This is a genomic window from Georgenia sp. G2120 (genome assembly GCF_055326485.1).
This window is the reverse complement of sequence record NZ_JBUZNL010000019.1, coordinates 24,449-50,166: the sequence shown is the minus strand read 5'-3', so window position 1 is coordinate 50,166 and position 25,718 is coordinate 24,449. Positions and strand designations below refer to the sequence as shown.

31 protein-coding genes are annotated in these 25,718 nt (G+C 72.3%); 15 read left to right on the top strand and 16 right to left on the bottom strand.

The features are described from left to right. The coding region (locus ACZLMO_RS15780) for an IS30 family transposase (protein ID WP_463654279.1) at positions 1 to 844 on the top strand (844 nt) is incomplete at its 5' end. A 113-nt stretch (positions 845 to 957) separates the two neighbouring features. On the opposite strand, the gene ACZLMO_RS15775 is transcribed toward ACZLMO_RS15780, so the two are convergent. Continuing rightward, positions 958 to 1,809, bottom strand: coding sequence for an AraC family transcriptional regulator (locus tag ACZLMO_RS15775; protein WP_463654278.1), 852 nt, complete (start codon positions 1,807 to 1,809; stop codon positions 958 to 960). A gap of 69 nt (positions 1,810 to 1,878) precedes the next feature. Here ACZLMO_RS15775 and ACZLMO_RS15770 point away from each other — a divergent pair, with 69 nt between their 5' ends. Further along, positions 1,879 to 2,448 (top strand): VOC family protein, encoded by a 570-nt coding sequence (locus ACZLMO_RS15770; RefSeq protein ID WP_425714992.1) that lies wholly within the window; start codon positions 1,879 to 1,881, stop codon positions 2,446 to 2,448. A gap of 69 nt (positions 2,449 to 2,517) precedes the next feature. On the opposite strand, the gene ACZLMO_RS15765 is transcribed toward ACZLMO_RS15770, so the two are convergent. Next, positions 2,518 to 2,925 (bottom strand): VOC family protein, encoded by a 408-nt coding sequence (locus ACZLMO_RS15765; RefSeq protein WP_425714993.1) that lies wholly within the window; start codon positions 2,923 to 2,925, stop codon positions 2,518 to 2,520. Positions 2,926 to 2,930: 5 nt separating this feature from the next. After that, complete coding sequence (locus tag ACZLMO_RS15760) at positions 2,931 to 3,380, bottom strand: helix-turn-helix transcriptional regulator (RefSeq protein WP_425714994.1); 450 nt, start codon at positions 3,378 to 3,380, stop codon at positions 2,931 to 2,933. Between the two features lie 144 nt (positions 3,381 to 3,524). On the opposite strand from ACZLMO_RS15760, the gene ACZLMO_RS15755 reads away from it, so the two are divergent. The 4 genes from ACZLMO_RS15755 to ACZLMO_RS15740 all read left to right on the top strand — a co-directional run bounded on the left by ACZLMO_RS15755 (position 3,525) and on the right by ACZLMO_RS15740 (position 6,158). After that, entirely contained in the window at positions 3,525 to 3,707 is a 183-nt protein-coding gene (locus ACZLMO_RS15755) for a hypothetical protein (RefSeq protein WP_425714995.1), read from the top strand. Between the two features lie 90 nt (positions 3,708 to 3,797). Next, entirely contained in the window at positions 3,798 to 4,820 is a 1,023-nt protein-coding gene (locus tag ACZLMO_RS15750) for a zinc-dependent alcohol dehydrogenase family protein (protein ID WP_425714996.1), read from the top strand. Between the two features lie 40 nt (positions 4,821 to 4,860). Continuing rightward, the gene (locus ACZLMO_RS15745) at positions 4,861 to 5,430 is read left to right on the top strand and encodes a DapH/DapD/GlmU-related protein (protein ID WP_425714997.1); all 570 of its coding nucleotides are present in this window, start codon (positions 4,861 to 4,863) and stop codon (positions 5,428 to 5,430) included. A 26-nt stretch (positions 5,431 to 5,456) separates the two neighbouring features. Beyond that, positions 5,457 to 6,158 (top strand): class I SAM-dependent methyltransferase, encoded by a 702-nt coding sequence (locus tag ACZLMO_RS15740; protein ID WP_425714998.1) that lies wholly within the window; start codon positions 5,457 to 5,459, stop codon positions 6,156 to 6,158. A 116-nt stretch (positions 6,159 to 6,274) separates the two neighbouring features. Here the strand turns inward: ACZLMO_RS15740 and ACZLMO_RS15735 are convergent, their stop codons facing one another. Continuing rightward, positions 6,275 to 7,567: an MFS transporter gene (locus ACZLMO_RS15735; protein WP_425715000.1), complete on the bottom strand. Its 1,293-nt coding sequence runs from the start codon at positions 7,565 to 7,567 to the stop codon at positions 6,275 to 6,277. A 68-nt stretch (positions 7,568 to 7,635) separates the two neighbouring features. Between ACZLMO_RS15735 and ACZLMO_RS15730 the strand changes: the two genes are divergently transcribed. The 3 genes from ACZLMO_RS15730 to ACZLMO_RS15720 all read left to right on the top strand — a co-directional run bounded on the left by ACZLMO_RS15730 (position 7,636) and on the right by ACZLMO_RS15720 (position 9,842). Then, complete coding sequence (locus ACZLMO_RS15730; RefSeq protein WP_425715001.1) at positions 7,636 to 8,268, top strand: ArsR/SmtB family transcription factor; 633 nt, start codon at positions 7,636 to 7,638, stop codon at positions 8,266 to 8,268. A 144-nt stretch (positions 8,269 to 8,412) separates the two neighbouring features. Further along, positions 8,413 to 9,168: a 3-oxoacyl-ACP reductase FabG gene (gene fabG / locus ACZLMO_RS15725; protein WP_425715002.1), complete on the top strand. Its 756-nt coding sequence runs from the start codon at positions 8,413 to 8,415 to the stop codon at positions 9,166 to 9,168. A gap of 140 nt (positions 9,169 to 9,308) precedes the next feature. After that, positions 9,309 to 9,842, top strand: a complete 534-nt coding sequence (locus ACZLMO_RS15720; RefSeq protein WP_425715003.1) for a putative glycolipid-binding domain-containing protein — start codon at positions 9,309 to 9,311, stop codon at positions 9,840 to 9,842. A gap of 36 nt (positions 9,843 to 9,878) precedes the next feature. On the opposite strand, the gene ACZLMO_RS15715 is transcribed toward ACZLMO_RS15720, so the two are convergent. Genes ACZLMO_RS15715 through ACZLMO_RS15705 form a run of 3 tightly spaced genes read right to left on the bottom strand, consistent with a single transcriptional unit; the run spans position 9,879 to position 12,714 of the window. Continuing rightward, entirely contained in the window at positions 9,879 to 10,841 is a 963-nt protein-coding gene (locus ACZLMO_RS15715) for a 1-phosphofructokinase family hexose kinase (RefSeq protein WP_425715004.1), read from the bottom strand. Then, the gene (locus ACZLMO_RS15710) at positions 10,838 to 11,605 is read right to left on the bottom strand and encodes a DeoR/GlpR family DNA-binding transcription regulator (RefSeq protein WP_463654277.1); all 768 of its coding nucleotides are present in this window, start codon (positions 11,603 to 11,605) and stop codon (positions 10,838 to 10,840) included. The genes ACZLMO_RS15715 and ACZLMO_RS15710 overlap by 4 nt, the downstream gene beginning before the upstream one ends. Positions 11,606 to 11,655: 50 nt before the next feature. Then, the gene (locus ACZLMO_RS15705; RefSeq protein WP_463654276.1) at positions 11,656 to 12,714 is read right to left on the bottom strand and encodes a zinc-dependent dehydrogenase; all 1,059 of its coding nucleotides are present in this window, start codon (positions 12,712 to 12,714) and stop codon (positions 11,656 to 11,658) included. Positions 12,715 to 12,897: 183 nt separating this feature from the next. Between ACZLMO_RS15705 and ACZLMO_RS15700 the strand changes: the two genes are divergently transcribed. Beyond that, positions 12,898 to 14,988, top strand: coding sequence for a PTS mannitol transporter subunit IICBA (locus ACZLMO_RS15700; RefSeq protein WP_463654275.1), 2,091 nt, complete (start codon positions 12,898 to 12,900; stop codon positions 14,986 to 14,988). Positions 14,989 to 15,030: 42 nt separating this feature from the next. Here the strand turns inward: ACZLMO_RS15700 and ACZLMO_RS15695 are convergent, their stop codons facing one another. Beyond that, entirely contained in the window at positions 15,031 to 15,675 is a 645-nt protein-coding gene (locus ACZLMO_RS15695) for a FadR/GntR family transcriptional regulator (RefSeq protein ID WP_463654274.1), read from the bottom strand. A gap of 190 nt (positions 15,676 to 15,865) precedes the next feature. Between ACZLMO_RS15695 and ACZLMO_RS15690 the strand changes: the two genes are divergently transcribed. Together ACZLMO_RS15690 and ACZLMO_RS15685 are read left to right on the top strand one after the other, a co-directional pair. After that, entirely contained in the window at positions 15,866 to 16,747 is an 882-nt protein-coding gene (locus ACZLMO_RS15690) for a fumarylacetoacetate hydrolase family protein (RefSeq protein ID WP_463654273.1), read from the top strand. Continuing rightward, positions 16,740 to 18,026 (top strand): Nramp family divalent metal transporter, encoded by a 1,287-nt coding sequence (locus ACZLMO_RS15685; RefSeq protein ID WP_463654272.1) that lies wholly within the window; start codon positions 16,740 to 16,742, stop codon positions 18,024 to 18,026. The genes ACZLMO_RS15690 and ACZLMO_RS15685 overlap by 8 nt, the downstream gene beginning before the upstream one ends. Before the next feature lie 179 nt (positions 18,027 to 18,205). On the opposite strand, the gene ACZLMO_RS15680 is transcribed toward ACZLMO_RS15685, so the two are convergent. From ACZLMO_RS15680 to ACZLMO_RS15670, 3 genes are all read right to left on the bottom strand, one after another. Continuing rightward, a complete protein-coding gene (locus ACZLMO_RS15680; RefSeq protein WP_463654271.1) occupies positions 18,206 to 18,706 on the bottom strand; it encodes a hypothetical protein in 501 nt (166 codons plus the stop codon). Positions 18,707 to 18,724: 18 nt separating this feature from the next. Then, positions 18,725 to 19,273: a DUF6506 family protein gene (locus ACZLMO_RS15675; RefSeq protein ID WP_463654270.1), complete on the bottom strand. Its 549-nt coding sequence runs from the start codon at positions 19,271 to 19,273 to the stop codon at positions 18,725 to 18,727. Positions 19,274 to 19,347: 74 nt separating this feature from the next. Beyond that, positions 19,348 to 19,695, bottom strand: a complete 348-nt coding sequence (locus ACZLMO_RS15670; RefSeq protein ID WP_425715010.1) for a hypothetical protein — start codon at positions 19,693 to 19,695, stop codon at positions 19,348 to 19,350. A gap of 14 nt (positions 19,696 to 19,709) precedes the next feature. On the opposite strand from ACZLMO_RS15670, the gene glsA reads away from it, so the two are divergent. Next, a complete protein-coding gene (glsA, locus tag ACZLMO_RS15665; protein ID WP_463654269.1) occupies positions 19,710 to 20,990 on the top strand; it encodes a glutaminase A in 1,281 nt (426 codons plus the stop codon). Between the two features lies 1 nt (position 20,991). On the opposite strand, the gene ACZLMO_RS15660 is transcribed toward glsA, so the two are convergent. From ACZLMO_RS15660 to ACZLMO_RS15645, 4 genes are read right to left on the bottom strand one after another with little or no spacing between them, the layout of a single operon-like run. After that, entirely contained in the window at positions 20,992 to 21,612 is a 621-nt protein-coding gene (locus ACZLMO_RS15660) for an SRPBCC domain-containing protein (protein ID WP_463654268.1), read from the bottom strand. Positions 21,613 to 21,667: 55 nt separating this feature from the next. Next, positions 21,668 to 22,093, bottom strand: coding sequence for a VOC family protein (locus tag ACZLMO_RS15655; RefSeq protein WP_463654267.1), 426 nt, complete (start codon positions 22,091 to 22,093; stop codon positions 21,668 to 21,670). Next, the gene (locus ACZLMO_RS15650; RefSeq protein ID WP_463654266.1) at positions 22,023 to 22,949 is read right to left on the bottom strand and encodes a helix-turn-helix domain-containing protein; all 927 of its coding nucleotides are present in this window, start codon (positions 22,947 to 22,949) and stop codon (positions 22,023 to 22,025) included. Before ACZLMO_RS15650 ends, ACZLMO_RS15655 begins: the two co-directional genes overlap by 71 nt. Positions 22,950 to 22,973: 24 nt before the next feature. Beyond that, positions 22,974 to 23,360, bottom strand: coding sequence for an ArsR/SmtB family transcription factor (locus tag ACZLMO_RS15645; protein ID WP_463654265.1), 387 nt, complete (start codon positions 23,358 to 23,360; stop codon positions 22,974 to 22,976). 102 nt (positions 23,361 to 23,462) lie between these two features. Between ACZLMO_RS15645 and ACZLMO_RS15640 the strand changes: the two genes are divergently transcribed. Then, positions 23,463 to 23,591, top strand: a complete 129-nt coding sequence (locus ACZLMO_RS15640; RefSeq protein WP_463654264.1) for a hypothetical protein — start codon at positions 23,463 to 23,465, stop codon at positions 23,589 to 23,591. Positions 23,592 to 23,683: 92 nt separating this feature from the next. On the opposite strand, the gene ACZLMO_RS15635 is transcribed toward ACZLMO_RS15640, so the two are convergent. Then, on the bottom strand, positions 23,684 to 24,601 hold the full coding sequence (locus tag ACZLMO_RS15635) for an ATP-grasp domain-containing protein (RefSeq protein WP_425715018.1): 918 nt from the start codon (positions 24,599 to 24,601) through the stop codon (positions 23,684 to 23,686). A gap of 204 nt (positions 24,602 to 24,805) precedes the next feature. Between ACZLMO_RS15635 and ACZLMO_RS15630 the strand changes: the two genes are divergently transcribed. Continuing rightward, positions 24,806 to 25,714, top strand: a complete 909-nt coding sequence (locus ACZLMO_RS15630; protein ID WP_463654263.1) for a MetQ/NlpA family ABC transporter substrate-binding protein — start codon at positions 24,806 to 24,808, stop codon at positions 25,712 to 25,714. Positions 25,715 to 25,718: the final 4 nt, after the last annotated feature.

Sequence of the window (25,718 nt, the reverse complement as noted above, 5' to 3'; positions counted from 1 at the left end):
CAGGCCCAGGCCCGGCAAGTTGACCGGCGATCGCCGCCGCGGGGTGACCTCGGGTCGCGGCCGGCTATGGCCCCTGGTGCGGGACAAGCTCGAACAGCGGTGGTCTCCGCAGCAGATCGCACACTGGCTTCGTCAGGAGTATCCCGACCGGCCGGAGCGATGGGTGTCCCACGAGACGATCTACCAAGCGATCTACTACCAAGCTCGTGGCGGGCTGCGCAGCGAGATCGCACGCCAGGTCGCACTCCGTACCGGGCGGACCAGGCGGCGCCCCCAGTCCCGCCTCGCGCGGGCGGCACACTCGGGCAAGGCCTGGACCCATGGCCTGAACATCAGCACCCGGCCGGCCGAGGTCGAAGACCGGGCCGTGCCCGGGCACTGGGAAGGTGACCTGATCATCGGTGCGCGTAGCGCGTCGGCGATCATCACCCTGGTCGAGCGTTCCACGCGGTACGTCATGCTCGGCGCTCTACCGGAGAGCAGGGTCTCCGAGCAGGTGATCGACGTGCTGATCGAGACGATGGGCCGCCTGCCGGCCGAGCTGGCCGCGACTCTGACCTGGGATCAGGGCGCTGAGATGGCCAAGCACGCCCACTTCACGCTGGCGACAGACTGCCGGGTCTTCTTCTGCGACCCGCACTCGCCCTGGCAGCGAGGCTCGAACGAGAACACCAACGGCCTGCTGCGGCAGTACTTTCCCCGCTCGAGTACCGACTTCCGCACCTACGCCCAGCGCGACCTCGACGCCGTCGCCCGCGAACTCAACACACGACCACGCATGACACTGGGCTGGCAGACTCCAGCGAAACGACTCAACGACCTACTCGTTGCAACAACCACTTGAAACCGCCCTGCGGTTCGTGCACGTCGAGACTGCGGTTGGTGCACATGCCGTGTCGAGACTGCGGTTCAACGCCGGCGAGCAGAATCCCGCTCACTTGTGAGGAGGAAGGCCGCTCACTCGCCAGGAACGACTTCAGCAACGGCATCGGCATCGGCATCGGCATCGGCATCGGGCCGTCGGTACTCGCTCGGCGTGAGGCCGAGGACCGTGCGGAAGTCGGAGCTGAGGTGCGCGTGGTCGGCGTACCCGAGGTCGGCCGCGACGTCCGCGATACCGAGGCCCGGCTCCTCCCGCAGGCGCCGGGCCGCCTCCTGCAGGCGGTAGCGGCGCACGATCGCGAGCGGCGCCAGACCCACGTACCGGCGCGCCAACCGCTGCACCGCGCGCACGGAGAGCCCCAATCTCTGCGCAACCTGTTCGACCCGCACCACCTCGGGATCGGTCGCGACGAGATCCTCCATCGCGTTCGCGGCCGTCCCCGCGGCATCGGGGACCGTCAGACGGACGCGCGCCCAGTCGGCGAACGCCGCCACGGCCCGGTCCCGACCGGCATTCTCGTCCGGGTCGGACATCGCCCCTGCGACCGCGGCGTGCAGCCCACCCAGTCCCCGTCCGTCCAGGTCCAGCACGACCTCGGAGTCGCGCAGGTCGCGCGGCTCGTCCGTGAGAGCCGCGATCCCGGCGGGCCGTAGCAGCGCGCCCACCGCCCAGCCGGTCGCGACGAGGTCGCGGTGCGAAACCCCCGTCGTCGGACCGGAGAGCGTGACGCCGTCCGGTCCAACCACGAGGTTCGACGCGGGGAACGGCAGGATGCGCTGCCGGGAGACGCGTCCGGCATCGAGGCGCCAGCGCGGCACCCAGAACCAGCGCACACGGTCGGCGAGATCCGACGGCACCGCCGCGCGGTGGAACGTCGGGAGCCGCGCCGGGTAGAGAATCCCGCGGCCGTCCGCCAGATCGGCCATCTCGCCCCGCCTCCGACGTCGTCGCGAATCTCCAAGCCGCACTCTCGACGTCGAACCTAGCGTCGAACCATGACCACCGAGCAGACCACGGCCACGACGACCACCACACCCACCACGACCTCCGACGACGACGCACCCCGCACCGGGGTGACCGGCGAGCACACGACGGACGGTGTCCCGCACGGCTCGACGAGCCTCACACCTTTCCTCGCCGTGCCCCGCGCCGTCGAGGCCGTCGAGTTCTACCGGGACGTGCTCGGGGCGCGCGTCGTCGACGTCACCGAGATGGGCGGCGTCGTCGTCCACGCCGAGCTCGACCTCGGCGACGGCCGCCTCCAGATCGGCGAGCCCAACCCCGAGTACGGCCTGGTCCCGCCGCCCGACGGCGACGCCGCCTGCTACTCGCTCGGTCTCTTCTGCGCCGACGCGGACGCGGTCGTCGCGCGCGCCGAGGCCGCAGGCGCCCGGGTCCGCGAGCCGCTGGCCACGTTCGTCTCCGGCGACAGGTACGCCTCGATCATCGACCCGTTCGGGGTGCGCTGGACCATCATGAGCCGGGTCGAGGACCTCTCCGAGGAGGAGAGCGCCCGGCGGGTGGCGGCATGGGCGGCCGAGCAGGAGGCCGCGGCGCACGCCTGACGGTGATCGGCCGCCCCGCCGGCGACGGCGGGGCGGCCACAGCCTGGGCGGGCAGGGCCCGACGACGGCTCAGAGCTGGTTGATCCGGAGCAGGTTGCCGGCCGGGTCGCGCACCGCACCGTCGCGGATGCCGTAGTCCTGGTCGGTCGGTTCCTGGACCACGTCCGCGCCGGCGGCCACGAGGGCCTCGAACACGCCGTCGAGGTCCTGGCTCGCCAGGGTCAGCGCAGTGTAGGCGCCCTTGGCGATGAGCGTGTGGACGGTGGCCCGCTCCTCGTCCGTCAGACCCGGGTCGAGCGCCGGCGGGTGGAGGAGGATCGAGGTCCCGGGCTGGTCGGGCGGGCCGACGGTGATCCAGCGCATGCCCTCGTAGCCGACGTCCTTGCGGACCTCGAACCCGAGGGTGTCGCGGTAGAAGCCGAGCGCCGCGTCGGCGTCGGTGTGCGGGAGGAAGGCCAGGGCGATGGTGAGATCCATGGCGGTCACGCTAGGGGCGCGATCTCGGTGCTCGCTTCTCGATTCCTGATCGGTCGCATGACCTGCCGCGCGAGGCACGGCAGGATCCCGGCGCCGGCCGCGCCGTGGTCCTTCCGGTACACGCTCGGCGGCACCCCGACCAGCTCGGTGAACCGCGTGCTGAAGGTGCCCAGCGAGGTGAAGCCGACCTCGAAGCACACCTCGGTGACGCTGCGGTCGCCGCGCCGGAGCAGCGTCATCGCGCGTTCGATCCGGCGTGTCATGAGGTAGGAGTACGGCGGCTCGCCGAAGATGCGGCGGAACTCGCGGCTGAGATGGCCCGCCGACATGTGAGCGCCACGCGCGAGCGCCTCCAGGTCGAGGGGGCGGGCGTACTCACGGTCGATGCGGTCGCGCACCCGGCGCATGGCGACGATGTCCCGCAGGCGCTGCTCCTCCCGCGTCACCGTGGCCATGCCCGGCATGGTGGCACGTCGCGTCGACCCGCGTCCGACGGCGGGAGCGGCCCGGCACCTGACGCACGGGCTGCACCCGCTGCATCCGCTGCACCCGCTGCACCGACCCTCGCGGTCTCCTCCCGCGAATGCGAGACTGGTGCCATGCAGGGACGGAGCACGCTCGCCACGGTGCTCATCGTCATCGGCGCCGTGGTCGTGGCGTGGTGGCTGGTGGGCTTCGTCTTCCAGGCCATCGCCTTCCTCGCGCGGCTCGTCGTCGTCGCGGTCATCGCACTCGTCATCTATGTCCTGATCCGCCGGGCGCTCGCCCGCCGCGACGAGTGAGCACAGGGTCCCTCCCGCACGCGGTCCCGCTCGGCAACGACCGAGGTTGCACTCGGGCGACCTCCACCTCCCCCGACCGAAGGAGCCAGCATGCGCGCCGTCGTCCTCCACGCCCCCGGTGACGTCCGGGTCGACACGGTCGACGACCCCGAGATCGTCGACCCCACCGACGCGATCATCCGCGTCACCGCCGCCTGCGTGTGCGGCTCGGACCTGTGGCCCTACCGAGGGCTCGAGGAGATCGGCGGGCCGACCCGGATGGGGCACGAGTACGTCGGCGTCGTCGAGGAGATCGGGGCGGACGTACGTGACCTCGCCGTCGGCGACCGGGTCGTCGGCTCGTTCGTCGCGTCGGACAACACGTGCGAGATCTGCGCCGCCGGCTACCAGTCGCGCTGCATCGAGCACGTCTTCATGGCCTCGATCGGCACCCAGTCCGAGCTCGCCCGGATCCCGCACGCCGACGGCACACTCGTCACGATCCCCGGCACCCCCACCGAGGCGCAGACCCGCGGCCTGCTCGCGGCCTCCGACGTGCTGGGCACCGGCTGGTTCGCCGCCGACGCGGCCGCCGTCGGGCCGGGGACGACCGTCGCGGTCGTCGGCGACGGCGCCGTCGGGCTCCTCGGGATCCTCGCCGCGAGGCGGTTCGGCGCCGAGCGGATCATCGCGATGTCCCGCCACGCCGACCGGCAGGCGCTCGCCACGCGGCTCGGCGCCACGGACGTCGTCGAGGAACGGGGCGAGGACGGCGTCGCACGCGTCAAGGAGCTCACCGGCGGCTACGGCGCGCACTCGACGATCGAGGCGGTCGGCACGCAGGAGTCGATGATGCAGGCCATCAGCTCGACCCGGCCGGGCGGTCACGTCGGCTATGTCGGCGTGAGCCACGGCGTCGAGCTCGACGGCGCCGCCCTGTTCCTGTCCGGCGTCCACCTCCACGGCGGCCCGGCGCCCGTGCGCCGCTACCTGCCCGAGCTGGTCGACCTCGTGATGTCTGACGAGATCGACCCGGGCGTGGTCTTCGACCTCACCCTGCCGCTCGACCAGGCGGCCGAGGGCTACCGTGCGATGGACGAGCGCCGCGCGATCAAGGCCATGCTCACGTTCTGAGCCGGCGCCAGCCCGCCGCCCCTCGACGACAGGACCCCGCATGAGCCTCGACGCTCTCCTGGCCGAGCTCGACTCCGGCCGCACGATCCCGTCCGACTCGCCGCTGCACGAGGCGATGCACGCCGCGAGCCAGGCGGCGCTGCGGATCACGGCCGAGCTCAACGGCCGGTACAACGCCCCGGACCGGGTCCGCGAGCTCCTCACCGAGCTCACGGGACGCCCGGTCGACGCGTCGGTCCAGATGTTCCCGCCGTTCAGCACCGACTTCGGTCGGAACATCCGGCTCGGCCGGCGGGTGTTCATCAACGCCGGCTGCCGGTTCCAGGACCAGGGCGGCATCACCATCGGCGACGACTGCCTCATCGGCCACGACACGATCATCGCGACGCTCAACCACGACCTCGACCCGGCCCGCCGGGGCGACATGAAGCCGGCCCCGGTCGTCATCGGGACCAACGTGTGGATCGGGTCGCGCGCGACGATCCTCCCGGGCGTGACGATCGGCGACGACGCCGTGGTCGGCGCGGCCTCCGTGGTCACCCGCGACGTCCCGGCCGGCGCCGTGGTCGTGGGCTCACCCGCCCGGGTCGTGCGGCACGTGACGGGCTGACCCGGCGCACCGGTAGCGTCCCCGGCATGACCGCGCCCTCCCCGCGCCCGCACGGGCACGACCACGCGCACGACGACGCCGCACCCGGCGGCCACGCGAGCGTCGATCCGGACCAGGACCCGACGGCGTACTGGGAGGGCCGCTACGGGGAGTCCGAGCGGATGTGGTCGGGCCGGCCCAACGCGACGACGGCGGACGTCGCCGCCGACCTGCCGCGCGGCAACGCCCTCGACCTCGGCTGCGGGGAGGGCGCCGACGCGATCTGGCTGGCCCGGCAGGGCTGGCGCACGACCGGGGTCGACATCTCGTCCGTCGCCGTGGGTCGCGCGAGAGCCGCGGCGAGCGAGCTCGGGCTGGACGAGGACGCGGTGCGGTTCGACGTCGCGGACCTCGCCACGTGGACCCCGGAAGGGCCGTACGACCTCGTCACCGCGAGCTTCCTCCACTCGAGCGTCGAGCTCCCCCGGACGCAGATCCTGCGGCGGGTGGCCGACGCCGTCGCACCCGGCGGGCACCTGCTCGCCGTCACCCACGCGGCCCCTCCCCCGTGGGCGGGTCCGGAGGGGCACCTCCACGACATGCCGTCGCCCGCGGAGGAGCTCGCGGAGCTCGATCTCGGCGACGAATGGGAGGTCGTGCTCGCCGAGACGAGGACCCGGGCCGCCACCTCTCCGGACGGCGAGCCCGCGGAGCTCGAGGACGGAGTCCTGCTGCTGCGCCGCCGGTAGTCCCCGTCCGGCACCGACCCGCATCACCGATGCCGTACCACCGGTCGGCCGGCCCGACCCGCGCCGCCGGCGTGGCCACCGCCGCCCCGCGCCGCCGCCTCGCGAGCGGCGCACGGTCACGCCGCGGCGGCGTCGTCGTGCTCGATCTCGTGCTCGGTGACGAGCCGGGTGCTGATCCGGGTGGCCACGTAGGCGACCGTGGCGAGGCAGACCACGACGGCTCCGACGAACACCGTCGGCAGCCCCCACAGCTCGCCGACCAGGCCCGCGGTCAGCGCCCCGAGGGGCATGAGTCCGTACCCGATCATGCCGCCGGCGCCGCCGACCCGTCCGAGCTTGTCGCGCGGGACGAGCCGCTGGCGCATCGTCCGCGACACCACGTTGCCGATCATGTTGGTCATCCCGATGAGCGTGAGAGCGCCGGCCATGGCCCAGGGGTTGGGGGCGATCACCGGGACGATGAGCAGCGAGAAGCACACGAGCCAGCTGCCGACGAGAAGCGGCACCTCCCGCAGCCGGGCCACGAGCCGCTCGGCGAGCATCGCGCCGAGGACGGCGCCGACGGCGAGGAGCGCACCGAGCAGCGCGTACTGCTCCGGCTCGAGCCCGACCCGCGACTCCTCACCCACCGCCCACAGCACGACGACCGAGAAGTAGGCGGTGTTGGCGAAGTTGAGGAGAGAGTTGCCGATGAGCAGCGGCCGGAGCACGGGGTGGCGGACCTGGAACCGCATGCCCTCGAGCACCTCCTGGAGCCTCGTCGCGGCAGGCTCGGACCGCTGCGCCCGGTAGCTGCCGCGCATGCCGAGGCCGATGACGAGGAGGAAGGCGACGCCGAGCGCGGCCGGTACGCCGAACACCCATCCGCTGCCGATCGCGACGAGGAGCCCGGCGAGCGGGGCACCGAGAAAGTTGGTGCCGACCTGCTCGAGCCCCATCACGCGCCCGTTGGCGGCGGACAGCCGCGAGCGCGGGACGAGCTGCGGGACGATCGAGGACCCGGCCAGGTCGACGAAGACCTGGGTGACGCCGTAGAGCCCGACCCCGGCGATCAGTACGGGCATCGTCAGCCGGTCGGTGGCGGCCAGCGCGGCCAGCCCTGCCATGACGGCCACGCGGACGACCATGCCGAGGAGCTGGACGTGCCGGCGGTCCATCCGGTCGACGACCACTCCCGCGACGATGCCGAGCAGCAGCCACGGGAGCCAGAACGCCGCCTGGATGAGCGAGATCTGCCCCGGCGAGCGCGTGAGGGTGACGGCGACGAGCGGGACACCGACGAGGACGAACCCGTCGGCCAGGTTGGCGAAGCCGACGCCCGTGAGGTGGACGCCGAATCGCCGGCCGAGGGGTTCCCGGACGGTCGGGGCGTCCTCGACACCGGACGTGGGTGCGGTGGGCGTGGTCATGGCGGTCTCCCCTAGAGTCGGTGCAGAAGGATCAATGCAAAGTTCTCTCTGCAAAGGTATCTCTGCATATGGCGACGCACAACCCCCCGACGGACTCCCGCGACCCCGACGAGCCCGAGTTCTTCGCCCCCGCGATCGACGCGCGCGCGATGAAGGCCTTCGCCCACCCCCTGCGGATGGCGATGTACGACTACCTCGTCGATCACGAGGCGGCGACGGCGACGATGCTCGCCCGGCACACCGGCGAGAGCACCGGGCAGACCAGCTACCACCTCCGCCAGCTCGAGCGGCACGGGTTCGTCACCGAGGACCCGGGCCGGGGCAGCGGCCGCGAGCGCTGGTGGAGGTCGGTCGGGTTCCGGATGGACGGGTTCGAGCTCGCGCAGGACGCCGGCACGAGACCCGCTGTCGAGGCGGTGCTGAGCAACCAGGTCGCGGGACGCGCCCGCCAGCTCGCCGACTGGTACGCGCGCAGCGAGTCGGAGCCCCTGCCGTGGCAGACGGCGACCACGAACTCGACCATCACCTCCTCGCTCACCCTCGACGAGATGCGCGACCTGCGCGACGCGCTCATGACCGTGCTCCACGAGCACGTCACGGCGGCGAAGGACCGACGGGAGAACGCGGAGGCACAGGGCAACGACGCCGAGACCCGCCGGGTCCGCGTCTACCTCGACGTGTTCCCGCTGCCCGAGGACTGAGGGCGTTCCCCGTACAGCACGGCCACCCGGCCACCCGGCCACCCGCCCCGCGCCTGCGACCAAGGGCCTGGGCGACGACGTCGGTCGTCGATAGGTTGAGAGGGCGACAGCACTCTCGACCCGCTCGACGACCGGAGGTCCGCCATGTTCACGCTCACCGACAAGATCGCGATCGTCACCGGGGGTGCCTCCGGGATCGGACGCGGCATCGCCGAGCGGCTCGTCGAGGCCGGGGCCACGGTCGTCGTGGCCGACATCGACGACGCGAAGGCCCGCGCGACGGCCGAGGAGATCGGCGCGAGCGCCGAGCACGTCGACGTCACCGACGCCGAGAAGTGCCGCGCGCTCGTCAACCGGGTGGTCGAGCAGCACGGCCGGCTCGACATCTTCTGCTCGAACACGGGGATCTTCCCGCAGGCGTCGATCGCCGACATGACCGAGGAGCAGTGGGACACCATGCACTCGGTCAACCTCAAGGGCACGTTCCTCGCCACGCAGCCGGCCCTCGCCCAGATGCGCACCCAGGGCCACGGCCGCCTCGTCATCACCTCCTCGATCACCGGGTCGATCACCGGCTACCCGGGCTGGGCGCACTACGGCGCGAGCAAGGCCGGCCAGCAGGGCTTCATGCGGAGCGCGGCGCTCGAGTACGCGAAGGACGGCATCACGGTCAACGCCGTCCTGCCGGGCAACGTCCTGTCCGAGGGGCTCAAGGCCCAGGGCGAGGAGTACCTCGCCGCGATGTCGCGCTCGATCCCCATGCACCGGCTCGGCGACCCGAAGGACATCGGGGCCGCGGCAGTGTTCCTCGCCTCCGACGAGGCCGCGTACATCACGGGTCAGACGATCATCGTCGACGGCGGTCAGATCCTTCCCGAGGAGCCCGACGCGATCCTCTGACCGCGCGCAGGGCCTGCGCGACAGCGGCCCGGGCGATCCCCATGACCCCGGGCCGCACGACGCAGCCCGAGTTGCACGACCGCGTCGTCCGGCGCGATCCTCGTCGAGGCCCGACCGCCCCCGTCGTCCGGAGGATCGTCATGCAGTCGTCGACCCGCAGGTGGAACCGCCTCGACATCGAGGGGCACGAGGACCTCGAGCTCCACCAGGCGGCGAGCCTCGTCGCCATCGGCGTGGTCGCGGCCGGGGAGGAGCGGTACTCCTACCGGGCGACCCTCACCCACGACTGGGACTTCCTCCACCTCACGGTGGGCTCCGGCGACGGCCGCGCCCTGTCGGTCCATCGCTCACCCACGGGCCTCTGGAGCGTCGACGGCCAGGACCGGGACGACCTCTCGGACGCGTTCGACATCGACCTGTCGTTCAGCCCGTTCACGAACACCCTGCCGATCCGCCGGCTCGACCTCGACCTCGGCGCCTCCGCGGAGATCGTCTGCGCCTACGTCGACACCCCGTCCCTCGAGGTGACGACCGACCCCCAGCGCTACACGCGCCTCGACACGCACCTCTACCTCTACGAGTCGATGGACTCCGACTTCTCCCGCGAGATCACGGTCGACGACGACGGACTGGTCGTCGGCTATCCCGGGCTGTTCGCCGTCGAGCGGGACTGAGGCCGACCCGCACGGGCCGGCGCCCCCCTGCCCGGATCAGGCGGTCGGTGCGGGCCGGGCGGCCGCGACCCGGACGGGCCGGACGCGACCTGGCTCCACGTCGGCCGGGCGCGGGATGGTGGTGCCCGGGAGTCCCGCGGCGGCGCTCCCGTAGGCGACCGCGTGGGCGAGCCGTTCCTCGGGCGCCAGGCCTCGTTCGCTCGCGAGCAGGTAGCCGAACAGGCTGGAGTCGCCGGCGCCCACGGTGCTGACGACCTCGGTGACCGGGGCCGGGGCATGCCACGCCCCGTCCGACGTGGCGAGCACCGCTCCCCCGGCGCCGAGCGTGACGAGCACCGCGCCGACCCCTCGGGCGACGAGCTCGAGGGCGGCGTCCGCGGCGGCCCGGTGGTCCCGCTCCAGGCGCTCGGGCTCGGCGCCGGTCAGGCTCGCCAGCTCCTCGCCGTTGGGCTTCATGAGGTCCGGCGCCGCCGCGGGCAGCGCCGCCGCGAGCGCCGCCAGGGGTGCCCCGCTGGTGTCGACGGCGATCCGCGCGCCGGCCCCCCGCAGGTCGACGACGATCTCCGCGTACCAGCCGTCCGGCGCGCCCGGCGGGAGCGAGCCCGCGAGGACCACCCAGTCGGCGCCGGCCGCGAGGGAGACGACGTCGTCGCGCAGCCCGTCGAGCAGACGACTGTCCGCGACCGGGCCGGGGTGGTTGATCTTCGTCGTCGTGCCGTCCGGTTCCGTGATCGTGAGGTTGACCCGGACCGGGCCGGCCGGCTGCCGGGTGCGGCACTCGATCCCCGCGGCGGCGAGCTCGTGGGCGAATCCCTCGTCGGCGGGGAGGACGGCGAGAGTGGGGACGCCGGCGGCGACCGCGGCGCGCGAGATGTTGACGCCCTTGCCCCCGGCCTGGGCGCTCGCCCCGGTCGAGCGGGCGACCCCGCCGCGGACGAGCCGGCCGCCGAGGACCACCGTCCGGTCGGTCGACGGGTTCGCCGTCAGGGTGACGATCATGCGACCACGAGCTCGATCCCGAGGTCCTCGAGGAGGGCGCGCGGGAGGGGCACGTCCGCCGCGTCCGTGACGATCGCGTCGACGTCGGCGAGGTCGGCGAAGCTCACCGTCGCGTCGCGGGCGAACTTCGAGGAGTCCGCGAGCACGACGACGACGCGCGCCGCCCGGACGAGGGCCGCCTTGACCGCCGCCTCCTCCGGGTCGGGGGTGGACAGGCCGTGCTCGGCGCTGATCCCGTTCGTCCCGAGGAACGCGACGTCGACGCGGACCCGGTCGAGGGCCTCGGTCGTGGGCGAGCCGACGGCGGCCTGCGTGGTGTGCCGGACCCGTCCGGGAAGCAGGTGGAGGTCGACCTCGGGCAGGAGCGCGAGGCCGGCGGCGATCGGCAGCGCGTGGGTGAAGGCGACGAACGTCGCGCCAGGGCCGACGAGAGTGACGAAGCGTCCGGTCGTGCTCCCGGCGTCGATCACCACCGTGCCGCCGTCGTCCGGCAGGAAGCGCTGCGCCGCGAGCGCGATCCGCTCCTTCTCCCTCGACCGCGTGACGTCGCGCTCGTCGAGCCCGGACTCGATCGCCGAGAGGGACGCGGCGGGCACGGCGCCGCCGTGCACCCGGCGCACGAGCCGCATCCGCTCGAGCACGCCGAGGTCCCGCCGCACCGTCTCGCTCGTCACGTCGAACTCCTCGGCGAGCTCCGTGACGGAGACGCGGCCGCGCGTGAGGACGAGCCTCGCGGCGGCCTGCTGCCGTTCCTCTGCGTACACCGTGCTCCTCCCTCGCGACCCGACGGGCCGATGCTATGCGCGGCGGGCGCTCACGGCTCGACGGTCACCTTGATCCCGGCCCCGGTGCGCACGAGGTCGAACGCATGGAGCACGTCGCCCAGCGGCACGCGGTGGGTGATGAGGTCGGCGACCGGGACGCGCCCGGAGGCGATGTGCTCGAGGGCCCGCCGGTTGTGCTCGGGGGCGGACCCGTTCGCGCCGTGGATGTGGAGCTGGCGGTAGTGCACGACGTTGGAGTCGAGGGCGATGACCGGGTCGTTCTTCGGCAGGCCGCCGAAGAAGGAGATGCGCCCGTTGCGGGCGGCCATCGCGACGGCCTGCTCCTGGGCGACCTTCGCCGCCGTCGCCGTGATGACGACGTCGGCCCCGCGCCCGTCGGTCAGCTCGAGCACCCGCTCGACGACGTCGACCTGCGAGGCGTCGATCGTCCCGTCCGGGCGGGCGGCGGCCGCGGACATCGCCAGCCGATCGGCGTTGACGTCGACGAGGTGGACCTGGCCGGCGCCGTGCACGCCGCGGGCGACGCGGACGTGGAGGCAGCCGATCGGGCCGGCGCCGAACACGACGACCGTGTCCCCCTCCTCGATCCCGAGGAGCTCCTGGGCGTTGATGACGCAGGCGAGCGGCTCGGCCACGGACGCCTCGTCGAGCCCGATGCCGTCGGGGACCCGATTGAGACCGTGCACGGCGAGGACCTCGCGCGGCACGACCATGTACTCGGCGAACCCGCCCTCGTACTGGTAGCCGACCGAGGTCTGGTTCTGGCACACGGCCATCCAGCCGCGCAGGCACTCGTGGCACCGGCCGCACGGCACGGCGGCGATCACCTGCACGCGGTCGCCGACCTGCCACGGCCGGTCGTCCGGAGTGACCGCGTCGGCGCCGACCTCGACGATCTCGCCGGCGATCTCGTGCCCGGTGGTCCGCGGGGGGCTGAGGTTCTGGTGCCCGTTGTGGAAGATCTTGACGTCGGTGCCGCACGTCGAGCAGTTCCGCACGCGGATCCTCACCTCGTCGGGTCCGCACGTCGGCTCCGGCACGTCCTCGAGCCGGACGTCCTCGGGTGCGTAGAAGCGCAGGGCCTTCATCGGTCCTCCTCGGTCGACCGTCGGCGCCGGTTCCGGCCGCCAGCACCCAGCATAGCCACATGCTCACAGATTCTGCCAGCGTTGTTTACTTGGCTTCAGATGGGTTCGTGTGGTTTCATCGTCACATTGACGCGTGGCAGAGCGTCGGCCGACGGCGGCCGGCGTCGATCTCGAGGAGGAGAGATGTCCGCACCCACTGACGCGAGGCCGGCCCTGGAGGACGCCCGCCCCCGGCGGGGCGCCCGGGTGGCCGTGCAGCGGTTCGGCACGGCGCTGTCGAACATGGTGATGCCCAACATCGGCGCGTTCATCGCGTGGGGGCTCATCACCGCCCTGTTCATCGAGGCCGGGTGGATCACCCTCGTCGGCGACCGCGTCCTCGGGTACGAGGGCGGCTACGGGTTCGTCGAGCACTTCGGCGGCTGGGGTGCCGGCGCCGAGGGCGGCGGGATCGTCGGGCCGACCATCACCTACCTGCTGCCGATCCTCATCGGCTACACGGGCGGCCGGATGATGTACGGCGACACGGCCCGGGGCGGCGTGGTCGGCGCGATCGCCACGATGGGCGCGATCGCCGGCGCCGACGTCCCGATGTTCCTCGGCGCGATGGTCATGGGCCCGCTCGGCGGCTGGTCGATGAAGAAGCTCGACGCGCTGTGGGCCGACCGGATCCGTCCCGGCTTCGAGATGCTCGTCAACAACTTCGCCGCCGGCATCTGGGGCATGGTCCTCGCCGTGGTCGGGTTCCTCGCCGCCGGGCCGTTCGTCTCCGCGTTCTCGAGCGCGGCCGAGCGGGTGGTCGACCTCCTCGTGGACAACAGCGTCCTGCCGCTGACGTCCGTGCTCGTCGAGCCCGCGAAGGTCCTCTTCCTCAACAACGCGATCAACCACGGCGTCTTCACCCCGCTCGGGACGGCCGAGGCCGCGTCGGAGGGACAGTCGATCCTCTTCCTCATCGAGGCGAACCCCGGCCCCGGTCTCGGGCTGCTCCTCGCGTTCACCGTGTTCGGCACGGGCATGGCGAAGGCGTCCGCGCCGGGCGCCGCGCTCATCCAGTTCGTCGGTGGCATCCACGAGATCTACTTCCCGTACGTGCTGATGAAGCCCGTGCTCATCGTCGCGATGATCGCCGGCGGCATGACCGGCGTGGCGACCAACCTGCTGCTCGACTCCGGGCTGCGCGCACCGGCCGCGCCGGGCTCGATCATCGCGGTGCTCCTGCAGTCGCCCGCCGGCAGCCTCGTCGGAGTCACGCTGTCCGTCGTCCTGTCGGCGGCCGTCACCTTCGTGGTCGCCGGCGTCCTGCTGCGGACGGGGCGGTCGGGCTCCGAGGACCTCGCCGGGGCCACGGCCGACATGGAGGCGATGAAGGGGCGCAGCTCGATCGCCTCCACCCTCGTCGCCGGCGGGGACCGGTCGGGTCCGATCCGCACGATCGTCTTCGCGTGCGACGCCGGCATGGGCTCGTCCGCGATGGGCGCCTCGGTCCTGCGCAAGAAGGTGCACGCGGCAGGCTTCACCGACGTCACCGTGGTCAACCGGGCGATCTCGAGCCTCACCGACGACGTCGACCTCGTCGTCACGCACCAGGACCTCACCGAGCGCGCCCGCGGGCGCACGCCGTCCGCCGTCCACGTCTCCGTCGACGACTTCCTCGCCAGCCCGCGGTACGACGACGTCGTCGCCCTGCTCCAGGAGCAGACGGACGGGACGACGGGGGCGGCGCACGGCTCCGCAGCTGCCGGCGGGGGCGCCACCCCGGTCGGAGCCGGCACCCAGGCCGCCACCCCGGTGGGCAGCGAGAACGGCGCCGCTGCGGTCGCGACCGCCGCGCCACCGAGGCACGGCCTGCTCGCGCCGGAGTCGATCGTCCTCGACGGCACCGCACGCACCCGCGACGACGCGATCGACGAGGCCGGGCGGCTGCTGGTCGCCTCTGGCGCCGTCCCCGAGGAGTACGTGGCCGCGATGCACGAGCGCGAGAGCTCGGTCTCCACCCTCGTCGGCAACGGGCTCGCGATCCCGCACGGGACCGACGCCGCCCGGGGCCTCGTCCGCCGCACCTCGTTGTCATTCGTCCGCTACGCCGAGGGTCTCGACTGGGGCGGGCAGCGGGCCGAGTTCGTCGTCGCCATTGCAGGAAGCGGCGACGACCACCTGCAGGTGCTCTCCCGGCTCTCGCAGGTCTTCCTCGACGAGGCCGAGGTCGACCGGCTGCGCGCGGCCGGCTCACCCGAGGAGGTGCTCGACGTCCTCGGCGCGGTGCAGGTCTGACCGACGCGGTGGCAGCTCCGCGAACGGAAGCCGCATAGGCCACTACGGGGGCGGATCCCCCAGCAGGTAGCCGCGGACCCGAAGCAGGTGGGCACGCATCGCCACCTCCGCAGCCGGCCCGTCGCGACCCGCCAACGCTTCCGAGATGGCGCGGTGGTCGGTGCAGTATTCCCGGTGACGATCGAGGGTGAAGCTACGCCTCTTGAGGCTCACCCATGACGGATGCCCCCGCGCGTTCGTTAAGAGGTCGCAGACGTGGACCACCAGCGAGTTGTGCGTCGCCTCGGCGAGTGCTCGATGGAAGGCGCCGTCCCACGACTCGAACTCGTCGTAGTCGGGATGCTCCTCGCCACCCACGACGCAGCGAGCGATCTCCGCCAGGTCGGTGGTCCTCGCAGCACGAGCGGCCAGGATCATCGAACCGGGCTCGACGAGCAGCCGGGTCGCCATGATCTCCTCCGGGCTGCTGTCGACGGCGACCGAGGAACGCTCCGCCTCCGCCGGCCGATCGGCGACGAACGTTCCGCGCCCGACCTGGCGAACGACCAGGCCACGCGCCTCCAGCGCGGCGAGCGCCTGCCGGACCACGCTGCGGCTCTGGCCCGTCCGTTCGACCCACACACGCTCGGTCGGGAGCCGCGCACCGGGTTCGAGCACGTCGATCTCGCCCTCGATGTGCACGGCCACGGCGGCGACGGGACCGAACAGTCCAACCACGGCTGACCTCCGTCCCTGAGCACGATCCGAACCAATTCAACCAATGCTTGAGGGTACGCCGCCGCGCCCACATGTTGTCGACCGCGGCCTCAGTCTGTAGCGTGCATCACGCATGATTGGTCAACCAACCTTGACTAATCCCAACCAACGGGGGTTGCACATGAAGTTCGTCAGATTCACGACCGGCGGCTCGGCCCGGCTGGGCATCCTCTCCGCGGAGAACGGCTCCGTCGGACCGATCGCAGCGAGCGAGCCGGGAGCGGGCGACGCCGACCTCGTCGACCTGATCCGTGCGTCGATCACGGCACCGCGCACGGAGGATCCTCTACCACTCGACTCCGTCCGCCTGACAGCCCCGATCCCGGAGCCTCGGCGCAACATCTTCTGCGTCGGGAAGAACTACCGTGAGCACGCCGACGAGTTCGCCGCGAGCGGGTTCGACGCGACCGGCGGGTCCACGGCCGTGCCCGACGCTCCGATCATCTTCACCAAGCCGTCGACCACTGTCGTCGGCCCGGGTGACACGATCGAGCCGCACGCACGGCTCACGCAGAGCCTGGACTACGAGGCCGAGCTCGCGATCATCATCGGGAGGGGCGGGCGTGGGATCGCGGCAGAGAACGCCCTCGAGCACGTGTGGGGCTACACGCTGATCAACGACGTCACCGCCCGAGACCTCCAGCAGAAGCACAAGCAATGGTTCATCGGCAAGTCGATGGACACGTTCTGCCCGATGGGTCCGTGGGCCGTCACCCGTGACGAGCTCGACGGTCAGGAGATCGTTCTCGAGTGCCACGTCAACGGCGAACGGCGCCAGCACGCCACCACGGCGGACCTCATCTTCGACATCCCGACGCTGATCGCCACGCTGTCGGCCGGTATGACGCTCCGGCCCGGCGACGTCATCGCGACGGGCACTCCGGCAGGGGTGGGGATCGGCTTCGATCCGCCGCGATTCCTCGCCCCTGGTGACGAGGTCACCGTGAGCGCCACCGGGCTGGGCACTCTCACCAACCGGGTCGGAGGGACGAGCGATGGCTGAGCACGAGATCTCCCGGCCCGCGCCGACACCCGGCGGGCCCGACGGTGCACCCGAGGAGCGCGTGAGCTTCTGGCGTCGGTACCGGTACCTCGGTCCCGGTCTGATCGTCATGGCCGCCTTCATGGGGCCCGGGTCGGTCACGACCGCGAGCGTGGCCGGCGCCGACTACGGCTTCGTCGTCCTGTGGTCGGTCGTGTTCGCCACCGTGGCGACGATCATCCTTCAGGAGATGTCCGCGAGGCTCGGGATCGTCAGCCGCCAGGGTCTCGGCGAGGCGCTGCGGACGACGTTCCATCACCCACTCGCCAAGGGCTTCATGGTCGTCCTCGTGCTACTCGCGATCGGGGTGGGCGGCTTCTCGTTCGCCACCGGCAACGTCACCGGCTCCTCGACGGGCATGTCGATCCTCACCGGGGCACCGCGGTGGGTCTTCGTCCTGGTGACGTACGCGATCGTCTTCGCCCTCCTCTTCTACGGGCGCTACAAGGTCGTCGAACGGGTGCTCATCGCCCTCGTCGTCCTCATGAGCATCACCTTCCTCGTCACGGCGATCATGGTGCAGCCGGACCTCGGCGAGCTCTTTCGCGGACTCGTCGTCCCGACGATCCCTGCGGGCTCACTGATCACCCTGGTCGGGCTCATCGGGAGCGCGGTGGTCCCGTACAACCTCTTTCTCCACGCGAGCACCGTCCAGGAGAAGTGGCCGGACTCCGTCCCCACGACCCGTGCGCTGAAGGAGTCGCGGACCGACACCTGGTTCTCCATCACCATCGGCGGCCTCGTCACCGCCGCGATCCTCGCGACCGGCGCGGCGGCGTTCTACGGGACCGGCTACTCGATCGAGACCGCCACCGACATGTCCCGCCAGCTCGAACCGGTACTCGGTCCGGCCGCCGAGTACTTCTTCGGGTTCGGCTTCATGGCTGCGGGGCTCACCAGCGCCATCACCGCCCCGATGGCGGCGGCCTACGCGACCGCCGGGGTGCTCGGCTGGGGCCGTGATCTCAAGAGCTGGCGGTTCCGGGGGATCTGGATCGTCGTCCTCACCGGCGGCGCGATCCTGTCCGCCACCAACACCGACGTCGTCGCACTGATCATCGTCACGCAGTACGCGGCGGGCCTGTCCCTGCCGGTGCTGGCGACATTCCTCATCGTCGTGATGAACCGGAAGGACATGCTCGGCAAGCACGTGAACGGGACGGTGTCCAACGTGCTGGGGATCCTGGTCGTCCTGGGTGTCGCCGTCCTCGGCGGGATGCAGATCCTCGGTCTCGTCTAGCGCGGCCGAGTGTCGACCGCATGACACCCGCTCCCTGAGCCGGATGACGTCCCGCGTCATCCGGCTCCAGGGGCGCGTGGGCGCCCCGCACACTGCCGACCGACCGGCACCGGGCCTTCCACGCATCGATGATCCGCGCTCAGAGCTCGCACCAGTGTCCGCGGGGAGCCCTCGTGCGCCTAACGCACGGCCGGGTACGCCCACAGCGCGAGCGCAGCGGCACCCACCGCGAGCACGAGGGCGAGCACGACGAGCACGATCGTGGTCACGGCTCGCCGGCGCAGCACCAGGGGCATGAGCAGCAGTCCGACCGCGAGCGTGCCGAGCATCGCCGCCAGCGCCAGCACGGCACCCGCGTCGGTGGCCGTCCGCTCGCCCGCCCCGGCGTCGGCGGCGTCGACCTCCCCCCAGGTGAAGCCGAAGTACCCCGCCGAGATGGAGAGGGCCGCGAGGACCGCCACCATCCAGTAGCGGTTGCGCTGCCCGCTGCGCTCGGTCACCTCACGCGTGACCCGGATGTCGCGCTCGTGCTCGCGCCGCGCGCGCTCCCGACGCTCGGCCGTCTCCACCGCACGCCGATCGGCGGCGGTGGCGTCCGAGGCGGTCGCGTCCGAGTCGATCCTGGGTGGTTGGCCGTCCTGGTCCCCGCCCGCGGGCCCGACACCGGGTTCGTCAGTCATGGCCGCCTCCTCGTGCGCTCAGTCGTCGTACCCGACGAAGCCCACGGGGATGCGCCCGCCCGACCCGCGCCAGACCGCGGCGGCGTGGTCGGTCCCCAGCCCGCCGTACAGCTCGATCATCCCGACGCCGGCGGCGGCGAGGTCGCCGGCGAGGTCGCCGGCGAGGCCCTCGGTCTCGCGGAGCGAGCCGACCGGGATGATCGTCACGTCGGCGTGCTCGACGCGGGCGACCTCCCGCCGGGCCGGCACGAGGAAGACCTGCGGTGCGGCCTCGCCACGGTCGAACGCGCGCTTGAAGTCGGCGACGAGCTCGAGGGACTCGAACCCGTAGCGGTTGAGCCCGACCCGGACCGGTTCCTCGCGCTCCTCCGTCGCGAGCGCGTCGAGGACCTCGGACGCGACGTCGACGGGGAGCCCCCCGCACAGCTCGAGCCGGGTCCACCCCTCCCCCGCGAGCCGGAGGGCCTCGGTGACGATGTCGCTGCCCTCCGCCCCCACGACCGTCAGGCTCGGCGTGCTCAGGCGCGCACCGGGCGTTCCTTCGTACAGCACTGCTGTCGGTTCCATGTGTACGACAACACCGCGTGCGCGACGCGTGTTCCTGCCGGTGGTGCACCGTCCGGCGCCCGTGACCGGACCGGCTACAGGTCGACGACCATCGGGTGGACGACGAGGAAGAGCACGGCGGCCACCACGAGGAGCAGCACCGAGAGCCCGATACCGACCGCCACCGCCCGTTCCTTGCCGGGCTCCCGCCCGAGCAGCGTGGCCACGAGGTTGCCGAGTCCGAAGGTGCCGACGGCGGCCGCCCCGGCCACCACCATCGCCGCGGTCTGCACGCCCTCCTCGTCGAGCCCGAGGGCCGTCGCGTCGGCGTGGCCCCAGGCGAACCCGCCGAAGGCTGCGAGCGCCGCGAGACCGATGATCAGCGGCACGAGCCACGAGCGCTTCTCGCCGGCGGTCGGCGACGGCGCGTAGGGGTCGGTCATGTGACGATGGTGCCATGCGTTCCCAGGTCTCCGAGTACCTCGACGAGATCGTCGCCGCGACAGCCACGGGCCCGGCACGCGGCGAACCGGCGACCTACATCCCCGAGCTCGCCCACGTCGACCCGACGCTCCTCGGCGTCGCCCTGACCACGACGGACGGCGTGACGTACGCGGCGGGCGACGCCGACACGATGCTCTCGATCCAGTCGATCTCGAAGCCGTTCGTCTACGCCCTCGCGATGCGCGACCGGGGCATCGCCGCCGTCGAGGAGAAGGTGGGCGTCGAGCCCTCCGGCGAGGCGTTCAACGAGATGACGCTCGAGGGGGTGTCCAAGCGCCCGTACAACCCGATGATCAACGCGGGCGCCCTGGCCACGCACGCGCTCGTCGGCGAGCCCGGCATCACCGACGAGGAACGGGACGAGCTGGTCCTCGCCGGGCTCTCCGCGTTCGCCGGGCGCCGCCTCGAGGTGGACGAGAAGGTGCACGGCTCCGAGATGGACACCGCGCACCGCAACTTCTCGATCGCCCACATGCTCTACGGCTACGACATCCTCACCATCGATGCCCACGCCGCCGTCCGCGGGTACACTCGCCAGTGCGCGATCCGTGCGAGCCCGCGCGACCTGTCCGTCATGGCCGCCACCCTCGCCAACGGCGGCACCAACCCGGTGACCGGTGAGCAGGTCGTCCCCGTCGACGTCGTGCGCCAGACCCTGTCCGTCATGCTCGCCTGCGGGATGTACGACGCCGCGGGCGACTGGATCACCGACGTCGGCATCCCGGCCAAGAGCGGGGTCGGCGGCGGGCTCATCGGCGCCCTGCCCGGGCAGCTCGGCGTCGCCTCCTTCTCCCCGCCGTTGGACGAGCACGGGTCGAGCGCCCGCGGCGTGGAGATCTTCGAGCGGCTCAGTCACGACTTCGGGCTGCACCTCATGAGCGTCCCGCCGCTGACGCGCTCGGTCATCCGGGACCGCGGCAGCGTCGAGCTGATCGACGGGCGCTCCGCGACGACCTACGTCCTCCAGGGCCCCCTGCGCTTCTCGAGCGTCGAGGCCGTGGTCCGCGTCGTGACGGACAACCCGCCGGAGCACCGGTCGGTCGTCGTCGACACCACGTCCGCGACGTCGGTCGACGCGACGGCGGCCCGGATGCTCGGTGACCTCGTCGCGCGGTTGCGGGCGGAGGGCTACGAGGCGTGGCTCGTCGGCCTGCCCGGGATCATCGACCCGGACGACGTCGCCGCGGACGTGAGCGTGGTCCCCTCGGTCGGCGAGATCGACCTGCGGTCCTGACCTACTCCTCGGACTCGCCGCGGTAGAACGCGGAGGATCGTGCGGCGGCTGCGGCGGCCGCCCCAGGGTCGACCCCCGTCGCGAGATGCGCGGACTCCCAGGCGCGCGCCAGCTCCGCGACGAACCGCAGGCCGGCGGCCGACGCGCTGAACTCGCCCATGGCCTCCGGCGTGGAGCGTGGGTCGCCCGCGAGGAACAGGGCGAGGGCGAGGAACGCTCCGTCCCAGCCGATCCCGGTCGCGGCCGGACCGAACTCGTCCCAGTGGTCGTCGGCGGGCACCGTGTGCCGCAGCGTCACCGTGGTGCCTCCGCCGGAGGGCACGATCGACACGCCGAGCCGGCTCGAGTCGCCCGCGTACTCCCAGGTGACCTCGAGCGCGCCGGGCTCCACGCACCGCTCGACCGTGCCCTCGGTCCCGCTGCCGGTCAGCCGGTAGCGGCCGCCCTCGCGCAGGTCGCCCTCGACGGGTTCGAGCCACGTCGCCAGGCGGGCCGGGTCGGTGAAGGCGGACCAGAGCTCGGCGGCCTTCGCGCCGAACGTCTGGGTGAGGACCACGGAGTGCTCGCCGTCCGCGGCCTCGACGACGCGTCCGACGGCCGCGATCTGCTGCGAGAGGTCCACCCCGCCACGGTGCCAACCGGGCAGGGCGTCCGCAAGCCGACGGGCCGCCGCAACGTCACTCGGGAAGCGGGGCCCCGGGGTAGGTGCCGAACGTCCAGCTGTTGCCCTCGGGGTCGTCGACGCCGAACTCGCGGCTCCCGTAGTCCGTGTCGTCGAGCGGACGCATGATCGTGGCGCCCTGGGCGGTGGCGCGCTCGTACAGCGCGTCGACGTCGGGGACGACCACGTAGGCCGTCCCCGAGCCGGGCTCGCGCCCCCACGGCTTGTCGGCGTCGTACGTGCCGAGCATGATGCCGCCGGAGGTGCCGGGTCGGCGGAGCTCGGCGTGGTGGACGACGTCGCCGTCGTCGTAGGTCGCTGTCGACACGAAGCCGAGGGCGTCGACGAAGAAGTCGATGAGGGCCTTCGCGTCACGTGCCTGGAGCGTGATCCAGGCGGCGGGTGAGGTGGGGGTCGTGGTGGTCTGCTCGTTGTCGCTCATGGTCCGATGCTGCCGTTCCGCCGTGCCCGCCGGCTTGAATGTTTCGGCGCTCCTCGTCGATCCAGGCCGTCGGCGGGATCCCCACGTGGCGCGTGAACTCCCGGGTGAGGTGGGCCTGGTCGGCGTACCCGGTCTCGGCTGCCGCTCGGGCGAGGTCGGTGCCACCCCCACGGACCTGCGCGGAGATCGCGGCGACCACGCGCTCGAACCGCATGAGCCCGCCGACCGCCTTCGGGCCGGCACCGATCTCGCGCCGGAAGAGGGTCGAGAGGTGCCGCTCCGAGAGCCCGACCTCGCCCGCGAGCCGGCGCACCGGGATCCGCCCGCCCGTGCGCTGAAGCAGGTGCCACGCGTGGGCGAGCTCCGGCCGGACGGCCGCCCGATCGTCGTACCGGCGGGCCAGGGCGCCGACGAGGTGGGCGAAGACCTCCCGCCAGCCGTTCGCCTCCGCCGCCCGACCGGCGAGCTCGTCGCCCCACGCGCCCACGAGAGAGGTGCCGTCGAAGTCGGTGACGCTCAGCTCGGCGGCCGGCACGCCGAGGACGGAGCGGGCGGCAAGGGGGTGCAGGGCCAGCTGGACGCCCGCCTGGTCGCTGCGCTGATCCACAAGGCTCGCGGTGCGGTGCAGCCCGCCGAGGAGGATCCGCGTCGGCCGCGTCGCGGCCAGCTCCTCGGACGAGGCGGCGGCGCGGACCCCGTCGTCGAGGGCGATGATGAAGGTGAGACCGGCGGACGGAAGTCCACGGTGCACCGTCTCGGGAGCACCGTGGGCGCGGTAGCCGACAGCGGTGACGGCACCGGGCACGGACCGCGGCGGTGCGTGGACGAACTCCCAGACGGGTCGCTGACCGGTCATCGCCCCACGATAGGTCCGGTCCGCTCAGTCGCGCGGCGTCGTCGTCGGAGGTGTGGCCGCCGCGACGATCGCCTCGGCGAGCGGGACGGTCCGCGCCGTGTAGTACGCCCATCGACCGGCCTGCGAGCGGTCGACGAGCCCGGCGGCGACGAGCCGGCCGAGATGGTGGGAGAGCGTCGACTGGCCCACCCCGAGCTGCTCCGGCATGTGGCACGAGCACACCCGCGCGCCCGGTGTCGCCGCGATGTGGGCGAAGAGGCGGGCACGGACGGGATCGGCCAGCGCCTTCGCGACCGCGGCGACCTCCGCAGCGGTCGCCTCCGTCATCGCCGGAGCGTCCGGGGCGCAGCATCCGTCCGTCGTCGGCTCGCGGGAGACCGCCACGAGGCCGAGGTCGGGGTGTGTCGTCATGAGATCAGCATAGAACGGATCGACAGGCATCGATATGGGGGTAGGGTCGACACCGACGGTCGTCGATCCCCGGCGGCCCGACGCGACGAGATGGGAGCGCCCATGAGCACGCACGCGACCGAGGACACCGCCCGCGCCACCGGCTCGGACACCGCCACGACCTTCCGGCTCACCGACGTCTCCGCCACCGGCGGCGGCTGCTGCGGTGGCCAGGGCTGCGGCTGCGCCTGACCGCACCACCCGGGTCACCGATCCGGGACGGCACGAACGAGGGGCCGGGTCCGCCACGCTGCGGACCCGGCCCCTCCGTCATACCGGCGCCGTCACCAGAAGGCGCGCACCGCGATCGCGTCGGCGAACGCCTCGAGGCCGTCGTCCACGGCGCCGAGGTACAGCGAGCCGTCGATGAGCGAGATCTCCATGACGTAGAAGCCGCCCTTGCCGTCGCGCACGAGGTCGACGCGGCAGAACAGCAGCTGCTCGTCGCGGCCGAGCCGGTCCTTGATGTAGCCGTGGATGGACTTGCGGATCTGCTCGCCCCAGCGCCACTCCTCCTCGGAGGCCTCGCGGGAGGAGACGACCTCCTCGTGGACGTCGTCGACCGAGCGGAAGGAGGGGTGGAGCATCGGCTCCTTGACGACCATGTGCTCGGAGAGGCCGTTGAAGTAGATGAGCGAGATCTCGCCCTCGCGGTCGATCTGGTCGAGGTAGCGCTGGACCATGACGGTGCGCCCCTTCTTCAGCTGACGCTCGGCGTGGAGGATCGCCTCCTGGCGCGAGGCCGCGTCCGTCGAGGTGTACCGCCCCGTGCCGCGCCCGCCCGAGGACACCGCGGGCTTGACGACGAAGTCGCCGAAGGCCGGCATGCGCGTGTGGATCTGGTGCTTGTTGTAGCCGTGGTCGGGCTCGAGCCAGACGGTGGGGATGATCGGCATGCCGCGCTTCTCGAGCTCGAGCAGATAGTGCTTGTCGGTGTTCCACTCCATGACGTCGGGGTGGTTGAGCACCCGGCGCAACGAGTTCGTCCACGTACGGAACTGGTCGAGCTTCTGGGCGTAGTCGCGCACGCCACGGACCACCACGAGCCCCGCGTCCTGCCAGTCGACGGTGGGGTCGTCCCACACCTTCACGCGCACGTCGATGCCGCGGGCACGCAGCGCGTCGGGCAGTCCTCGCTCGTCGTCGCTCAGCTCCGGCGCTCCGGACCACGTGGCAAGGGTGACTACAGGCGTCGTCGACATGAACCGCAATCTACCTGCGACACCGCACCGGGGCTGCCCGACGCCACCGGGAGCCACGGCGGGCCCGTCCGTGCCGTGGCTCACGACGCCCTGGCCAGCATGTGAGACAGCCCGATGCGGCCCCGTCCGGCGCGGCGGCGCGATGCAGAGTGCTCCTCGTTCTCCCGGGCACCCCCCGGCCCCTCCGCACGAACAGGGATCACCATGACCACTCGTCGAACCCGCCGCGCAGGCACGCTCCTCGCGCTCGCCGCCGCCCTCCCCCTCGCCCTCGCCGCCTGCTCGTCCGACGAGCCGGCCGACGGTGAGGAGCGCGGCGCCTCGGCCGACTCCCCCATCCGCATCGGCGTGGTCGGCGCGGCCGACCCGCAGTGGGACATCTTCACCGAGCTCGCCGAGGAGGAGGGGATCTACATCCAGATCGAGGACTTCTCCGAGTACACGCAGCCGAACCCCGCGCTCGCGGACGGCGACCTCGAGCTCAACCAGTTCCAGCACCTGCTCTACCTCGCGCAGCACAACGCCGACACCGGTGACGACCTCACCCCGATCGGGGCCACCGCCGTCTACCCGCTGGGCGTGTACTCGACCGAGTTCACCGACGTCGAGTCGATCCCGGACGGCTCCGAGATCGCCATCCCGAACGACGTGACCAACCAGGCGCGCGCCCTGTTCGTCCTCGAGGAGGCCGGACTCGTCACGCTCAACGAGGACGCCGGCGTGGTGCCCGACCCCACGGACGTCGACGAGGGCGCCTCGCGCGTGACTGTCGCCCCGATGGACGCGACCCAGACCGTCGTTGCGCTCGACTCCGTCGCCGCGTCGGTCGTCAACAACGACTTCGTCGCCGACGCCGGACTCACGCCCGCCGACGCGATCTTCGAGGACTCCGCCGAGTCCGAGGGTGCGCGCCCGTACATCAACGTCTTCGCCGCCCCCGCCGACCAGGCGGACAACGAGACCTACGCCCGCCTCGTCGAGATCTTCCACGAGCAGGAGGTCGTCGACGCGCTCCAGGAGGCCTCGGGCGGCACGGCGTCGATCGCGGACCAGGACCCGGCCGAGCTGCAGGAGATCCTCGCCGAGGTCGAGGCCTCTCTCGCCGAGGGCTGACCGG

Excerpts from the sequence above, each read along its gene's own strand:
- ACZLMO_RS15775 (WP_463654278.1), bottom strand. The coding sequence starts at position 1,809 with ATGGCCGATCTGGCGGACGGCCGCGGGATTCTCTACCCGGCGCGGCTC.
- ACZLMO_RS15770 (WP_425714992.1), top strand. The coding sequence starts at position 1,879 with ATGACCACCGAGCAGACCACGGCCACGACGACCACCACACCCACCACG.
- ACZLMO_RS15765 (WP_425714993.1), bottom strand. The coding sequence starts at position 2,925 with ATGGATCTCACCATCGCCCTGGCCTTCCTCCCGCACACCGACGCCGAC.
- ACZLMO_RS15760 (WP_425714994.1), bottom strand. The coding sequence starts at position 3,380 with ATGGCCACGGTGACGCGGGAGGAGCAGCGCCTGCGGGACATCGTCGCC.
- ACZLMO_RS15755 (WP_425714995.1), top strand. The coding sequence starts at position 3,525 with ATGCAGGGACGGAGCACGCTCGCCACGGTGCTCATCGTCATCGGCGCC.
- ACZLMO_RS15750 (WP_425714996.1), top strand. The coding sequence starts at position 3,798 with ATGCGCGCCGTCGTCCTCCACGCCCCCGGTGACGTCCGGGTCGACACG.
- ACZLMO_RS15745 (WP_425714997.1), top strand. The coding sequence starts at position 4,861 with ATGAGCCTCGACGCTCTCCTGGCCGAGCTCGACTCCGGCCGCACGATC.
- ACZLMO_RS15740 (WP_425714998.1), top strand. The coding sequence starts at position 5,457 with ATGACCGCGCCCTCCCCGCGCCCGCACGGGCACGACCACGCGCACGAC.
- ACZLMO_RS15735 (WP_425715000.1), bottom strand. The coding sequence starts at position 7,567 with ATGACCACGCCCACCGCACCCACGTCCGGTGTCGAGGACGCCCCGACC.
- ACZLMO_RS15730 (WP_425715001.1), top strand. The coding sequence starts at position 7,636 with ATGGCGACGCACAACCCCCCGACGGACTCCCGCGACCCCGACGAGCCC.
- fabG (WP_425715002.1), top strand. The coding sequence starts at position 8,413 with ATGTTCACGCTCACCGACAAGATCGCGATCGTCACCGGGGGTGCCTCC.
- ACZLMO_RS15720 (WP_425715003.1), top strand. The coding sequence starts at position 9,309 with ATGCAGTCGTCGACCCGCAGGTGGAACCGCCTCGACATCGAGGGGCAC.
- ACZLMO_RS15715 (WP_425715004.1), bottom strand. The coding sequence starts at position 10,841 with ATGATCGTCACCCTGACGGCGAACCCGTCGACCGACCGGACGGTGGTC.
- ACZLMO_RS15705 (WP_463654276.1), bottom strand. The coding sequence starts at position 12,714 with ATGAAGGCCCTGCGCTTCTACGCACCCGAGGACGTCCGGCTCGAGGAC.
- ACZLMO_RS15700 (WP_463654275.1), top strand. The coding sequence starts at position 12,898 with ATGTCCGCACCCACTGACGCGAGGCCGGCCCTGGAGGACGCCCGCCCC.
- ACZLMO_RS15690 (WP_463654273.1), top strand. The coding sequence starts at position 15,866 with ATGAAGTTCGTCAGATTCACGACCGGCGGCTCGGCCCGGCTGGGCATC.
- ACZLMO_RS15685 (WP_463654272.1), top strand. The coding sequence starts at position 16,740 with ATGGCTGAGCACGAGATCTCCCGGCCCGCGCCGACACCCGGCGGGCCC.
- ACZLMO_RS15680 (WP_463654271.1), bottom strand. The coding sequence starts at position 18,706 with ATGACTGACGAACCCGGTGTCGGGCCCGCGGGCGGGGACCAGGACGGC.
- ACZLMO_RS15675 (WP_463654270.1), bottom strand. The coding sequence starts at position 19,273 with ATGGAACCGACAGCAGTGCTGTACGAAGGAACGCCCGGTGCGCGCCTG.
- ACZLMO_RS15670 (WP_425715010.1), bottom strand. The coding sequence starts at position 19,695 with ATGACCGACCCCTACGCGCCGTCGCCGACCGCCGGCGAGAAGCGCTCG.
- glsA (WP_463654269.1), top strand. The coding sequence starts at position 19,710 with ATGCGTTCCCAGGTCTCCGAGTACCTCGACGAGATCGTCGCCGCGACA.
- ACZLMO_RS15655 (WP_463654267.1), bottom strand. The coding sequence starts at position 22,093 with ATGAGCGACAACGAGCAGACCACCACGACCCCCACCTCACCCGCCGCC.
- ACZLMO_RS15650 (WP_463654266.1), bottom strand. The coding sequence starts at position 22,949 with ATGACCGGTCAGCGACCCGTCTGGGAGTTCGTCCACGCACCGCCGCGG.
- ACZLMO_RS15645 (WP_463654265.1), bottom strand. The coding sequence starts at position 23,360 with ATGACGACACACCCCGACCTCGGCCTCGTGGCGGTCTCCCGCGAGCCG.
- ACZLMO_RS15640 (WP_463654264.1), top strand. The coding sequence starts at position 23,463 with ATGAGCACGCACGCGACCGAGGACACCGCCCGCGCCACCGGCTCGGAC.
- ACZLMO_RS15635 (WP_425715018.1), bottom strand. The coding sequence starts at position 24,601 with ATGTCGACGACGCCTGTAGTCACCCTTGCCACGTGGTCCGGAGCGCCG.
- ACZLMO_RS15630 (WP_463654263.1), top strand. The coding sequence starts at position 24,806 with ATGACCACTCGTCGAACCCGCCGCGCAGGCACGCTCCTCGCGCTCGCC.